General features: G+C 63.5%; 14 protein-coding genes. 7 read left to right on the plus strand and 7 right to left on the minus strand.

The annotated features are described in order from the left end of the window. The first annotated feature begins 162 nt into the window (after nucleotides 1-162). Nucleotides 163-384, plus strand: a complete 222-nt coding sequence (locus AC07R1_RS29000) for a YgdI/YgdR family lipoprotein (protein WP_015636515.1) — start codon at nucleotides 163-165, stop codon at nucleotides 382-384. A 73-nt stretch (nucleotides 385-457) separates the two neighbouring features. Here the strand turns inward: AC07R1_RS29000 and AC07R1_RS29005 are convergent, their stop codons facing one another. The 6 genes from AC07R1_RS29005 to AC07R1_RS29030 form a co-directional block, all read right to left on the minus strand. After that, nucleotides 458-1,348 carry a pseudouridine synthase gene (locus AC07R1_RS29005; RefSeq protein WP_015636516.1) on the minus strand — a complete coding sequence of 297 codons (891 nt, stop codon included), beginning with the start codon at nucleotides 1,346-1,348 and terminating at the stop codon, nucleotides 458-460. 79 nt (nucleotides 1,349-1,427) lie between these two features. Further along, nucleotides 1,428-1,748: a hypothetical protein gene (locus AC07R1_RS29010; RefSeq protein ID WP_011062499.1), complete on the minus strand. Its 321-nt coding sequence runs from the start codon at nucleotides 1,746-1,748 to the stop codon at nucleotides 1,428-1,430. A gap of 40 nt (nucleotides 1,749-1,788) precedes the next feature. Continuing rightward, nucleotides 1,789-2,235 carry a S24 family peptidase gene (locus AC07R1_RS29015; RefSeq protein ID WP_011062500.1) on the minus strand — a complete coding sequence of 149 codons (447 nt, stop codon included), beginning with the start codon at nucleotides 2,233-2,235 and terminating at the stop codon, nucleotides 1,789-1,791. Nucleotides 2,236-2,348: 113 nt separating this feature from the next. Next, nucleotides 2,349-2,585, minus strand: a complete 237-nt coding sequence (locus AC07R1_RS29020) for a glutaredoxin family protein (RefSeq protein ID WP_011062501.1) — start codon at nucleotides 2,583-2,585, stop codon at nucleotides 2,349-2,351. A gap of 69 nt (nucleotides 2,586-2,654) precedes the next feature. Then, a complete protein-coding gene (locus AC07R1_RS29025; RefSeq protein ID WP_072442883.1) occupies nucleotides 2,655-3,626 on the minus strand; it encodes an acyltransferase family protein in 972 nt (323 codons plus the stop codon). A 36-nt stretch (nucleotides 3,627-3,662) separates the two neighbouring features. Next, nucleotides 3,663-4,757 (minus strand): acyltransferase family protein, encoded by a 1,095-nt coding sequence (locus tag AC07R1_RS29030; RefSeq protein WP_041119367.1) that lies wholly within the window; start codon nucleotides 4,755-4,757, stop codon nucleotides 3,663-3,665. Between the two features lie 220 nt (nucleotides 4,758-4,977). Here AC07R1_RS29030 and AC07R1_RS29035 point away from each other — a divergent pair, with 220 nt between their 5' ends. Further along, nucleotides 4,978-6,933: a monovalent cation:proton antiporter-2 (CPA2) family protein gene (locus tag AC07R1_RS29035; protein WP_495111188.1), complete on the plus strand. Its 1,956-nt coding sequence runs from the start codon at nucleotides 4,978-4,980 to the stop codon at nucleotides 6,931-6,933. 62 nt (nucleotides 6,934-6,995) lie between these two features. Here AC07R1_RS29035 and AC07R1_RS29040 read toward each other — a convergent pair whose 3' ends face one another. Next, the gene (locus AC07R1_RS29040; protein WP_072442875.1) at nucleotides 6,996-8,204 is read right to left on the minus strand and encodes an ammonium transporter; all 1,209 of its coding nucleotides are present in this window, start codon (nucleotides 8,202-8,204) and stop codon (nucleotides 6,996-6,998) included. A 335-nt stretch (nucleotides 8,205-8,539) separates the two neighbouring features. On the opposite strand from AC07R1_RS29040, the gene AC07R1_RS29045 reads away from it, so the two are divergent. From AC07R1_RS29045 to AC07R1_RS29065, 5 genes are all read left to right on the plus strand, one after another. Next, nucleotides 8,540-8,854, plus strand: a complete 315-nt coding sequence (locus AC07R1_RS29045) for an ElaB/YgaM/YqjD family protein (protein WP_011062506.1) — start codon at nucleotides 8,540-8,542, stop codon at nucleotides 8,852-8,854. A gap of 1 nt (nucleotide 8,855) precedes the next feature. Further along, nucleotides 8,856-9,245: a phage holin family protein gene (locus AC07R1_RS29050; protein WP_011062507.1), complete on the plus strand. Its 390-nt coding sequence runs from the start codon at nucleotides 8,856-8,858 to the stop codon at nucleotides 9,243-9,245. Continuing rightward, nucleotides 9,242-9,583: a hypothetical protein gene (locus AC07R1_RS29055; protein ID WP_011062508.1), complete on the plus strand. Its 342-nt coding sequence runs from the start codon at nucleotides 9,242-9,244 to the stop codon at nucleotides 9,581-9,583. Before AC07R1_RS29050 ends, AC07R1_RS29055 begins: the two co-directional genes overlap by 4 nt. Before the next feature lie 125 nt (nucleotides 9,584-9,708). Continuing rightward, the gene (locus AC07R1_RS29060) at nucleotides 9,709-10,872 is read left to right on the plus strand and encodes an EAL domain-containing protein (protein WP_011062509.1); all 1,164 of its coding nucleotides are present in this window, start codon (nucleotides 9,709-9,711) and stop codon (nucleotides 10,870-10,872) included. A gap of 225 nt (nucleotides 10,873-11,097) precedes the next feature. Next, nucleotides 11,098-12,429 (plus strand): deoxyguanosinetriphosphate triphosphohydrolase, encoded by a 1,332-nt coding sequence (locus tag AC07R1_RS29065; RefSeq protein WP_011062510.1) that lies wholly within the window; start codon nucleotides 11,098-11,100, stop codon nucleotides 12,427-12,429. Nucleotides 12,430-12,690: the final 261 nt, after the last annotated feature.

A 12,690-nucleotide genomic window follows, 5' to 3' on the forward strand; every position in this document is an offset into this window, starting at 1 on the left:
AGCCCCCAGTGGGTAGACGCTGTTGCGAACTCGGCTAATCTGCCGCGGCGAACGCCTGCGATCTGCCCGGCAACGTGGCAGAATGTCCCTGGCCAAGGAACTTGCAGACGTTGTATACGTCTGAAGACCAGCACTCAAAAGTACTCATTTCGGAGACACACAATGACTCAACGGACCCTCGCCACTCTCATGCTCGCACTGGGCCTGGCCACTCTCGCCGGTTGCGCCTCGCCGACAGTGATCACCTTGAATGACGGTCGCGAAATCCAGGCCGTCGATACCCCTAAATACGACAAGGATTCCGGTTTCTACGAGTTTGAACAGCTGGACGGCAAGCAGACTCGCATCAACAAGGATCAGGTCCGTACCGTCAAAGAGCTGTAAGCCTGACGGTTGTCGACCTGAAAACAATAAAACCCGCCTGGTGCGGGTTTTATTGTTTCTGCGCCTGGGGTATTCACCACTGCAGGCTGATGCGGCTCGCGAACTCGCGTTCCTGCCCGCTCAACGGGTCGATGAAACGCAGCCCCTGGGCCAGCAGCTTCAGCGGCCGGGCATAGTCGTCCTCGATGTCCTTGAGCACCTCGGGATAAAAGGGATCGTTGCAGATCGCCGCTCCCAGGGCATTCATATGCACCCGCAGTTGGTGCTTCTTGCCCGTGACCGGGTACAGGGCGTAACGCCACAGCTCGCCGTGTTTCTCCCTGACCTCGATGGCTGTTTCGGTATTGCTTGGCCCCTGCGCTTCTTGCATGCGGAAGAAGGGCTCACCGTCCACCAGCCGGCTCTTGTGCAGCAGCGGAAAGTTCAACTGCGGCAAGGCAGCGGCAATCGCCTCGTAGCGTTTTTCTATCTTGCGGGTGGGAAACAGCGCCTGATAGGCCGAGCGACTGTCTGGGTTCGCGGAGAACAGCACCAGCCCAGCCGTATGCCGGTCGATACGATGCAGGGGCACCAGGTGCGGGTTGCCCAGGCGCCGGATCAAGCGCCGCAGCAACGTCTGCTCGACGTACTCTCCTGCCGGGGTCACCGGCAAAAAGTGCGGCTTGTCCGCCACCACCAGATGCTCATCGGCGTAGAGAATGGTTTCCTCGACCGGAATCACCTTTTCATCCGGCACCTCGCGAAAGTAGTGAATCCTCAAGCCTTCGCGATAGGCCAGCTCCAGACTGATGGGCTGGCCCTGCCCGTCCAGCACCCGGCCACGGGCGATACGGTCCAGCCACTGTTCGCGGCTGATGGCCTTGAAGTGATCACACAGGCAATCCAGCACCGTCGCCCAGGAGCCCGGGGGCAGGTACAGGGTACTGGCCTGATGCTGTGCAGCGGAAAAAGGTGCGGATGACATACAAAAAGCTCGAAGGATCAATGCAGGGCGGCATTATCCAACAGCCGCCACAAGGAACCTAGGAACAGTTTCCGAGGTTTCAGGCGCAGGACTGCTTGGCCTGGGCCGCGGCCTCGGTGAACTCCTTGAGCCAGCGCAGTACATCCACCGCCTCCCAGCGGCCCGGATCGTAGAGGGCGTACAACAGCCCCTGGTAACCCACCACATCCAGTTGCCGGTGGTAGCCCGCACGCTGGAACAAGGCTTCGATCTCGGCAAAGCAGGTGTTGAAGTGCAGCTTGTTGAAAGGCGTCTTGCCTTCGGTGACCAACCCGTCCAGGCGCAGCTCAAGCACCGCTTCACGCACCACATCGGTGGGCATGCTGTTCACGCTGTTTTTCAGTTGTTCGACATTGACCATCATCTATTCCTTTAACGGTTTGAAGCGTCCACCACACTCATCAGGGCTGCTTGCGCCCCACATAACTGACCACCCACAACACCACGCCCCAGATCTCGATCGAGCCCAGGTCATCCAGAACGATGGAGGGGATTGAAGGGCGCGCCGCCTTGAGCAGCAAGCCGCCACGAGGATCGGGCGCCAGCAGGCGCAGCGAGTATTCGCTGGCGCCCTGGGCCCGAACCACCAGGTACTGGTCGACCGCCGGAGTGGCCGAGCGGTCGACGATCAACCGGTCACCGGGGTAGATGCCGAACCCCAGCAGGTTGTCATCGTCCACCAGCAGGCCATGGATCTGCGGCGCGCCCAGGCCCAGGGTCCGGTCGAGGGAAAAACCGCTGCCGCTGGGGCCATCGGCCAACGCGGCAGGCTCGCTGTCACCCAGCGGCGCAAAGCGGGCTGGCATCGGTTGCGAGCGTTCGGTACCGGTCAGGAAAGTGAGAGACATGGCGAGACTCCTCGATAGCTGTATATACATACAGTAAACCAATCGAGAGCTCTCGCCAATGAATTCGCACGATGAGCGACGGGCGGAAACCCTGCCCGCCCCCCCCTGGTGCATCAGCGCAGGAAGGCCACCACTTGCTCGGCGTCGAAGGGCCAGCCCAGCTCGGCGCCGGTATCCACCCGGCGCAGTACCGGGATGCGCAGGCCGTAGCTGTCGAACAGTTGCTGGCTGTCGGCGATATCCACCAGTTCGACCATCAGGCCGTGCTCCACCAGGGGCATCAGCTCGGCCTCGGCCAGTTCGCACAGGTGGCATCCAAGGGTGCCGAACAATTGGCATTCAGGGGGCATGACTGGGCAACCAAAAAAGAACAGGTGCCTATTCTAGGCCCGAGAGAAAAAGCCGTCGACCAAGCGCCCTCAGAGAATGAAACGGACCCGGCGACTGGCCATGATCAACAGCGGCGCAACGCCAAAGGCCAGCAGCAGGACCAGCCCGGCCATGCCGTTGCCATAGGCCATGCCCAGGGACAAGGCGCCGAAGATGAACCAGGGATGCACGTAATACACCGCCGAAGACAGCTTGGCCGCGAAGTTGCTGTGGGAGGCCCGGAAGTACACCTGGGGCAACAGGAACAGGGCCGGGGCAATAACCAGCAATGAGGCGAGGAAGTCGAAGTTCTGCTCTACATCGGCGCGCAGGGCGAAGTTCAGCGCCGCCTCGGCCAGGATCAGCCCCAACCCCAGCGCTAGCCAGCAGCACACCCCGCGCCGGCTGAGCCGCTCTGCCAAGCGATGCCGGGCACAAAGAAAGCCGATGGCCATGAACGGGAAGCCCATGAACAGGAAATTGCGCGCGGTGTAGTCGTTCTGATTGAAGTGCTGGAGAAAGCCGTTGGGCAGTTCGTAGTAGACCCGCGCGTACTGCAGGCCCAGACCGATGAGGAACGCCGTCAGGGCCAGGCCGATCAGCGCACTTGAACGCCAGCGACGCAGCACCAGCAGCATCGCTGCGCCGCCGAGCATGCCCACCAGGTACCAGAGGTGGAAATAGCCGATCAGCAGCTTCTTCACGACCCCCAGCACCCCGCCCAGGCTGGCGATCGTGCTCGGGTCGATGTACTGCGGGCTGTAGACCAGCATCCAGAACAGGTAGAGCAGAAGGCCGCGCTTGAACCACTGGGCGAAGGAGTGGCCGCTCTCCAGGGTCTGGAAGAGGTAGTAGCCGTTGATGATGAAGAACGTCGGCACCGCCACCCGGAACAGGCCGTTGCACAGCAAGTAGCCGACCCAGGTGTAATTGCCCCCCAGCAGCTTGCAGTGCAGCGCCACCACCATCACCGCCAGCAGAACTTTCAGCGCGTCGAGGTTTGCGTTGAGCACTTTCGGCATCGATGGCTACCCGAGTAAGCAGGAAGGACCGGACGGCTACACCGGATCGTAGTGTTTGCGACGGGGGGCGGTACTGAACCGGCGCTTGCAGTAGGCCGTGGCACGATCGAGGATCGGCTTTTCATAAAAGTGATAGCCAACCCAGCCATAGCAGACCACCGCCGTCATCATCAGCACGATGAAGGCCAGGTTATCCACATAGCTCTCGGGCCAGGCGCCGATCACCTGCCAGGCCCGGCCGACGACCCCCAGCACCAGTAAGTGGGATAGATAGATGGTGTAGGACATATCACCGGTGGCTGTAAGAAACCCTGGCATACGGATCAGTTGCCGCCGCTCCAGCAAGGCCAGGGACAGGGTCAGGGTACCGAAGGTCAGGCCCACCGCGAGCATCCTCGGCAAGCCCTCGGTGAAGAACAGCTGGTAGGCGTAGATCAGCGGAAACCCCACCAGCAGAGCCGCCGCCAGCGCGACCCAGACCAGCGCCGTCGGCACCCTGGCGCTATGGGGTCCGTAGAAGAACAGCGCCAGGGCACTGCCGGCAATGAACTCCAGGGCGTAGGGATGGAGGATGATCTTAAGCGCCGGGGAATAGTCCTGCCAGTTCTGCAGCAGGTTGAACACCACCAGCGCCACCGCCCACAGCAGCAGGATCAGCGGCAGGCGCTTTTCCTTGAAGAACAGGAACAGGGTGAACATCAGGTAGAACCACAGCTCGAACAGCAGCGACCAGGCCACCATCACCAGCAGCACCCGGTCATTGGGCAGCAGCAGGAAGGACATCCACAGGTTGGAGCCGCCGTGGGAGCTGTTCACCAGCGCCGGCTGCCACAGATACACCCCCAGGGTGATGAAGAAATACAGCCAGTAGGTGGGGTAAATCCGGGACAGGCGGTTGAACAGGAAGCGCTGGGTCTCGACGGTTTTCTGAAAGCGCCCACGACTGACGATGACCATCACGAAGCCGCTGATGACAAAGAACAGGTCGACCCCGAGCTGGAAGAAATTCAGCATGACCGGCAGCAGGATGTCACCGCCCGAATACTTGATTTCCACCGACATCATGTGGAACAGCACCACGCCCAACACCGCGGCGCCCCGCAACCCTTGCAGTGAATACAGACGCTCCATACACCTCTCCGACACCTCACTGGCAGGGTCCTGTGGATAACCCCGTCACCCGGGCACCGCCTTTATCGACAATTTCTGAGCATAGCGAAGGCTCATGAATATGAGACATTCTCGACAAACAATGACCTGAATCAGCGTCACTCTCTGCGGCCCGGGTAATCCTCGCGCCTTTTTTTGCCTCTAGGCTTTGCCTTGCCCGCCCCCTGTCCGGAGATGCCCGTTGTTTGCCAATCTGCTGATCATTCTTGCCTCCTCGCTGGTGGTGATTGCGCTGTTCCGGCGCCTGAGCCTGCCCCCGGTGCTGGGCTATCTGTCGGTGGGCCTGATGGTCGGCCCCACTGCGCTGGACTGGGTCAACGACAGTGAGGACCTGCCCGACCTGGCAGAACTGGGGGTGGTATTCCTGCTGTTCTCCCTGGGCCTGGAGTTCTCCTTGTCGAAGATGCTTGCCCTGCGCCACGTGGTGTTTGGCCTGGGCAGCCTGCAAGTGCTGTGCACCGGCTTGATCCTCGGGGTCCTCCTGGCCCTGTTCGGCATGCCCCTGACCGCAGCGCTGATGCTCGGTACCGGGCTGGCCCTGTCCTCCACCGCTATCGTCAGCAAGGAACTGACCAGCCTTGGCGAGATCTTCAGCAGCCACGGGCAGAACGCCATTGGCGTGCTGCTGTTCCAGGACGTGGTGGCGGTGCTGTTGCTGACCCTGGTGCCGGTCTTCGCCGGCAGCAGCGAGCACGCCTGGTACTGGGCCCTGCCGGCGACCCTGGGCAAGACCGTGGTGCTGTTCGTCGGCCTGCTGCTGGCCAGCCGCTGGCTGTTGCCGCGGCTGTTCCATGAAGTGGCCGCTTCGCACTCCGCCGAACTCTTTGTGCTGCTGGCCCTGGTGATCGTCCTGCTCACCGCCTGGCTCACCCACCTGCTGGGCCTGTCACCGGCCCTGGGGGCCTTCCTCGCCGGCATGCTGCTGGGGGAAAGCCATTACCGGCATCAGATCGAGGCCGACATCCGCCCGTTCCGCGACATTCTGCTGGGGCTGTTCTTCGTCAGCATCGGCATGCTCATCGACCTGCAACTGTTCATCGACCATGCCCTGCTGATCACCGGCCTGACCCTGGCCCTGCTGCTGATCAAGGGTTCGGTGGTGGCGACCCTGCTCAAGCTGCGCGGCAGCGATGGCGAAACCGCCTGGCGCAGCGGCCTGGCCCTGGCCCAGGGCGGTGAATTCTGCTTCGCCCTGATGGCGCAGATGCAGCTCAGCCAGATGATCCCGCCCGACATCAGCAGCCTGCTGCTGGCCGCCACCTTCTGCTCGATGCTGGTAACCCCGCTGTTGCTGCGAGCGGCGCCGGTCATCACCGCCCGCCTGCACCGCAAGCCCAACCAGGCCGCGCAACTGGAGGAAATCAGCGCGCAGAACGCCGAGCTGCAAGGCCATGTACTGATTTGCGGGTATGGTCGGGTCGGCCAGTCCATTGGCCGCTTCCTGCGCCACGAGCAACTGCGCTACATCGCCCTGGACGATGATCCGGTGCGGGTCCAGGAAGCGTCTGCGGGAGAAAGCTGCGTGCACTACGGCGACTGCCGGCGCGGCGACCTCCTGGCCGCAGTCGGCCTGGAACGGGCGCGGCTGCTGGTGATCGCAGTGGACAAGAGCGATATCGCGCTGACGGTGCTCAAGACGGCGCGGCGCCTGGACCGCACGGTGCCGATCCTGGTGCGCACCCGCGATGACAGCCAGTTGGCGGAACTCAAGGCCGCCGGCGCCAACGAAGTGGTGCCCGAACTGCTGGAGTCGAGCCTGATGCTCGCCTCCCATGCCCTGATCATGCTCGGCCTGCCGGAGCAGCGAGTGCAGCGCACCGTGGATGAAGTGCGCCACAGCCGCTACCAACTGTTGCACGGCTTCTATCACGGCACCCAGAACAGCGCCCAGGACAACCGCGAACCGCCGGCGGTGCAGATGCACGCGGTCAGCCTCGACGCCGATGCCTACGCCTGCAACCGGCCATTGCAGGAGTTGGGCCTGGAGGCACTGGGCGTGGATATACGCGGGGTGCAACGCGATGGCAACGACCTGCCGCTGAACCCCAGCCCGCGCCTGCAAGCCGGCGACCGGGTGCTGGTGTCCGGCCCGCAAGCGGCCATCGAGGCTTGCGAAGCACGCCTGCAAGCCGGTTGAAGCCACCCAGACCAAACCCCGGGCGACGTGCGCCCAGGGTCATCAATACCAGGGGCGTCGTCTCAGTCCTGGCTCACCGCGCCGATCTTGTGCAGCGACAGGTCGGCGCCGTAGTACTCCTGTTCCTGGGTCAGGCGCAGCCCGCAGACCGCCTTGATCACCCCATACACGGCCAGGCCGCCCAGCAGCGCCACCGCCACCCCGAGGCCGGTGCCGATCAACTGGCTGACCAGGCTGACCCCACCCAGGCCGCCCAGGGCACTCTGGCCAAAGATCCCGCAGGCAATGCCGCCCCATACACCGCACAGGCCATGCAACGGCCAGACCCCGAGCACGTCGTCGATCTTCCATTGGCTCTGCGCGGCGATGAAGCACCAGACGAACAGCGCTCCGGCAATGGCACCGGTGATCAAGGCGCCCACCGGGTGCATCAGGTCCGAGCCGGCGCAGATCGCCACCAGCCCGGCCAGCGGGCCGTTATGCAGGAAGCCCGGGTCGTTGCGGCCGACGATCAGCGCCGCCACCGTACCGCCCACCATGGCCATCAGCGAGTTCACCGCCACCAGCCCGCTGACGCCCTGCAAGGTCTGGGCGCTCATGACGTTGAAGCCGAACCAGCCGACAATCAGGATCCACGAGCCCAGGGCCAGGAACGGAATGCTCGACGGCGCGAACGCCACCAGCTTGCCGTCGCGATAGCGGCCATTGCGCGGCCCCAGCAACAGCACCGCGGCCAGGGCCAGCCAGCCTCCCATGGCGTGCACCACCACCGAGCCGGCAAAGTCATGGAAGCCGGCACCAAAGCGCTGCTGCAACCAGGCCTGCACCCCTAAGTTGCCGTTCCACACCAGCCCTTCGAAAAACGGGTAGACAAAGGCCACGATCAGCACCGTGGCGCACAATTGCGGCACAAAACGCGCGCGCTCGGCGATGCCACCGGAGATAATCGCCGGGATCGCCGCGGCGAAGGTCAGCAGGAAGAAGAACTTCACCAGGCCGTAGCCGTGATCGGCACTGATCACCGCCGCCGGTTGCAGGAAGCTCACGCCGTAGGAGATCCAATAGCCTATAAAGAAATAGGCCAGGGTCGAGACGGCGAAGTCGCTGAGGATCTTCGACAGCGCATTGACCTGGTTCTTCTGCCGGACGGTGCCGACTTCGAGGAAGGCAAAGCCGGCGTGCATGGCCAGGACCATGACCGCCCCGATCAGGATGAACAGGGTGTTGGAACCGTGGACCAGGGTGTCCACAGCGCTTTGCAGATTTTCCATGGAGTAGGCAGATCCGAAATCGGCCAGCCGTTCCCTGGCAGGGCGCCCCGCTCCTTGCACCAAGTTGGCTCCCGGGCGCGCCATTGCACGCATTCGGTGAACCGTTTTGGCGCGCCGGGGGCGGCACGACAAACCACGGGGTGAGGACTGACCTGAGGTTATGGTTTTCTTGGCCAGGGTTTACGCGGGCTACAGCGCGACCCTCGCTCGTTTTCGGCGCAGGCCCGGGGCCTGGCGCACCAGGACAAAGCAAAAGCTGTACCAGACAATTGCAGTGAACCTTCGCCCAGGGCTCACACTCATAGCTCACACAAGCAACTAACGGAGATGGAACCATGGCCAGCAAAACGGCAAAGACGGCTCAAGAAGTACTGATGGCGGATTTTCAGGCACTGGTCAGTGACACGGAGCGTCTGCTGGAACACACCGCGACCCTGGCCGGCGACCAGGCCGACGAGTTGCGCGAGCAGATCCACGACAGCCTGCTCAAGGCCCGGGAGACCCTGCAACTGACCGAAGACTCCCTGCGCCAGCGGGGCCAGGCAGCGGTCACCGCCGCCGAGGACTATGTGCAGAGCAACCCTTGGCAATCGGTGGGCATCGCCGCCGGCGTGGGCTTCCTGATCGGCCTCCTGGCGACGCGGCGCTGATATGGCTATCGGCGAATCCACTTCGTCCGGCAGCGGCCCGAGCGCGTCTTCGCGGCGCCTGGGGGCGGCGGTCCTGGGGCTGCTGCACAGCCATGTCGAGCTGTTCGGCATCGAGTTGCAGGAGCAGAAAGCACGCACCGTGAGCCTGCTGCTATTCGCCGGGCTGGCCCTGGTGTTCGCCCTGCTGTTGCTGGTGGGGCTGTCGGCACTGGTGCTGATCCTGTTGTGGGACAGCTATCGCCTGGCTGGAATCATCGGCCTGTGCGTGTTCTACACCCTGGCGGCGATCTTCTGCGGATTGCGCCTCAAGGCAGCGATCTTCGATGAATCCTCACCTTTCCACGCCACCCTCGAAGAGTTGGCCAATGATCGGGAGCGCCTCCTGCCATGAAACTGCCTGAAGTCCCGCAGAACACTTCACGCCGGGAAATGCGCAAGGTACTGATCCGCCTGCGCATGGAAATGCACCGCCAGGAAATCCGTCACGAGTCCCAGCAACTGCTGCAACCCCTGCAACGGGTCCGCGGCCTGGGGCAGAGCTGGCAGGAAGGCTTGGGCATCAAGCACGCCCCGCTCTGGGGCGTGGCAGTGGTGACGCTCCTGGGCTTCATCACCGGCAAGGGTGCCAAGAGCGGCGGCGCCGGCGGCCTCACACGCCTGGTTCGCCTGGGCACCACGCTGGTGCCGCTGATCAAGCTGGTGATGCAAGGCTCCTCGCGCAAATCCTGAGCGGCGCTATCTGGCTGCATTCTTGCTAAGCAACCCGGATCGGCCCCTTTACCCAGGGGCCGGTTCGTGGCCGCCTACCCGTCAGCCACGGCCCTACTCCACCCAGACTCTTGTAAGGAGGCCCTGTGATCGACGGGCAACCGCTCGCCTGCTTCCAGCCCTTCATCGACACCGCCACCGGGCGTATCGCCGGGGTCGAAGCCCTGGGCCGCCTGCGCCAGGACAATGGCCAACTGGCGTCCGTGGGGCCGCTGTTCGCCGATCCTCGAACCCCCTCCAGCGCCCTGCGCCGCCTTGACCGGCTGATCCGCGACGACGCCCTGCGGCGCCTGCACGAGGCACCCGCGGACTGGTTCCTGAGCCTGAACATTTCCCCCCGATGGATCAGCCGCCTGCGCCCCGGGCAGCCCTTGCCCAGCCTCAAGCAATTGCAGCAGAACCGCGTAGACCCGCGGCGCATCGTGTTCGAGATCACTGAACTGGGGGGCAACAGCCAACGCCTCAGCGAAGTGGTGGAGCGCTATCGCCAGGCCGGAGCACGGATCGCCATCGACGACTTCGGCGCCGGCTACTCGCAACTGGACCGGGTGCTGGCCCTGCAACCGGACATCCTCAAGCTCGACATGCGCCTGTTCCAGGCCGCGGCCCGGGGTGGCCCCAGCAGCGACGTGGTCAAGGCCCTGGCGCAGATGGCGGAGAAGACCGGCTGCTGGATCATCGCCGAAGGTGTGGAAACCGAAGCCGAACTGGATTTCGCCCTGGAGTGCGGCTCGCGCTATGTACAGGGCTTCCTGTTTGCCCAGGCCGAGCAACAGTTTTACCCCAGCGATGCCTTCGTCCAGCCCTTCGCCCGCCTGCGCGAGCGCTACGTGCGGCACAAGCTGGCCGAACGCAACCGGCTGATGCGCATGCGCCTGCAACTGGCCGAACTGATGAACCTGCTGCAGGCCTGGGCCCAGGCCCAGGCGCCCATCAGCCAACTGCCCCGGGTCGAGGCCTTTCCCTGGCTACTGCGTTTCTATCAGTGCGACCGCCATGGCACCCAACTGACCCCGAACCTGGAATGGCGCCACAACAGCTGGCAGGCCGACAGCAGCTACGTTGGCCACAACTGGTCCTGGCGCCCGTACTTCTATCACCTGCTGGCCGAAGGCTGGGAGGAGCGACGCCTGACCCTGTCCAACACCTACCGCGACGCCACCAGCAACCAGTATTGCCTGACCGCCGGGCAGTTTTTCGACAACGGCCAGCGCCTGCTGCTGATCGACATCGACGCGGCCGGCCTGTAACCCCGTCCCGTTTGCCGGCGAACGCAGCGCCACGATGGATGCACGAACTGCGGGCCCTTTCGCCGGCAAGCCGGCTCCTACAGGTGGGCCGCAGGCCATGCCATTTCCGTGCAGGAGCTGGCTTGCCAGCGAAGGCGTCGACACAAGCGCAGACCATGCGCCTCTTGCGGCCACGCCCGAGAAACCGGAAGCTCTGCCCTTCAGTTTTTTTCGGAGAGACCCGCCTTGGATTGGCAGACCCTGCTCAACCGCGAACGCCTCGGAAAGCCAGTGCACAGCCCGGAAGAACTCGGCCGTAGCCCTTTCCACAAAGACCACGACCGCATCATCTTCTCCGGTGCCTTCCGCCGCCTGGGGCGCAAGACCCAGGTGCACCCGGTGTCCAGCAACGACCATATCCACACCCGCCTGACCCACTCCCTGGAAGTCAGCTGTGTAGGTCGTTCCCTGGGCATGCGCGTCGGCGAGACCCTGCGCAGCGCCCTGCCCGATTGGTGTGAGCCCAGCGACCTGGGGATGGTGGTGCAATCGGCCTGCCTGGCCCACGACATCGGCAACCCGCCCTTCGGCCACTCCGGGGAAGACGCCATCCGCCACTGGTTCCAGCAAGCCGCCGGGCGGGGCTGGCTGGATGCGATGAGCGAGGCCGAACGCCAGGACTTCCTCAACTTCGAAGGCAACGCCCAGGGCTTCCGGGTGCTCACCCAGCTCGAATACCACCAGTTCGATGGCGGCACCCGGCTCACCTACGCCACCCTCGGCACCTACCTCAAGTACCCCTGGACCGCGCGCCATGCCGACTCCCTGGGCTACAAGAAGCACAAGTTCGGCTGCTACCAGAGCGAGCTGCCGCTGCTGGAACAGATCGCCCACAAGTTGGGCCTGCCCCAGCTGGAAGACCAGCGCTGGGCCCGGCACCCGCTGGTGTACCTGATGGAAGCGGCGGACGACATCTGCTATGCCCTGATCGACCTTGAGGACGGCCTGGAGATGGACCTGCTGGAGTACGCCGAAGTCGAGGCGCTGCTACTCGGCCTGGTGGGCGACGACCTGCCGGAAACCTATCGCCAGCTGGGCCCCAGCGATTCGCGCCGGCGACGCCTGGCGATCCTGCGGGGCAAGGCCATCGAGCACCTGACCAACGCCGCCGCCCGGGCCTTTGTCGAACAGCAGGACGCCCTGCTGGCCGGCACCCTGCACGGCGACCTAGTGGAGCACATGCATGGTCCGGCCAAGCGTTGCGTACTCAATGCCAAGGATGTGGCGCGACGCAAGATCTTCCAGGACAAGCGCAAGACCCTGCACGAGATCGGCGCCTACACCACCCTGGAGATCCTGCTGAACTCCTTCTGCGGCGCGGCGCTGGAACAGCACGGCGGCAAGACCCCCTCGTTCAAGAACCGGCGGATCCTCGATCTGCTGGGCAATAACGCGCCGGACCCGAACTGGCCGTTGCATACCTCGTTCCTGCGCATGATCGATTTCATCGCCGGCATGACCGACAGCTATGCCAGTGAGATGGCCCGGGAAATGACCGGGCGCTCCAGCCCGCAATAACCGTCATTCATCAAGTGCCCGGCCACTGTGCCAGGCACTTGATATGACCTGCGACATCCAATCTGCAACTAAGGGAATCCCCTAGCCAGAGTATCGCTATATAGTTTTCTATACGTCGATAATTTCACCGGCGACACCACCAGAAACTATGGGTGCAGTGCAGAATTCTTACCACCAAGACATCTAAGGAGATCCCCTAGCAACAACAGCCCGATTAAACAAGAACAACAATAGAGCAACTACTCAAACAGAAAGAGCAAA

The sequence above is a fragment of the Pseudomonas sp. GW821-FHT07F01 genome (genome assembly GCF_059418825.1).